The organism is Acinetobacter sp. P8-3-8 (genome assembly GCF_000214135.1).
In the GTDB taxonomy this organism is placed as follows: domain Bacteria; phylum Pseudomonadota; class Gammaproteobacteria; order Pseudomonadales; family Moraxellaceae; genus Acinetobacter.
The window spans coordinates 1-388 of sequence record NZ_AFIE01000179.1; the positions used below are offsets into that span (position 1 = coordinate 1).

Annotated in this window: 1 protein-coding gene; it reads left to right on the plus strand. The window is 44.8% G+C overall.

Annotated features, from left to right (window positions below; genetic code table 11):
- Nucleotides 1-388: GTP-binding protein (locus GGG_RS20310; RefSeq protein WP_010118223.1), on the plus strand; the 388-nt coding region annotated here is incomplete at both ends.

The window sequence follows — 388 nt, forward strand, 5'->3', positions numbered from 1 at the left end:
TGGCTAAGGCTAAGTTTGAACGTAATAAGCCACACGTAAACGTGGGTACAATTGGTCACGTTGACCATGGTAAAACAACTTTAACTGCTGCAATTGCAACAATCTGTGCAAAAACTTACGGCGGTGAAGCTAAAGACTACGCAGCAATCGATTCTGCTCCAGAAGAAAAAGCACGTGGTATTACAATTAATACTTCACACGTAGAATACGATTCTCCAATTCGTCACTACGCGCACGTAGACTGCCCAGGACACGCCGATTATGTTAAAAACATGATCACTGGTGCTGCTCAGATGGATGGTGCGATCCTTGTATGTGCTGCGACTGATGGTCCAATGCCACAAACTCGTGAACACATCCTTCTTTCTCGCCAAGTAGGTGTACCTTA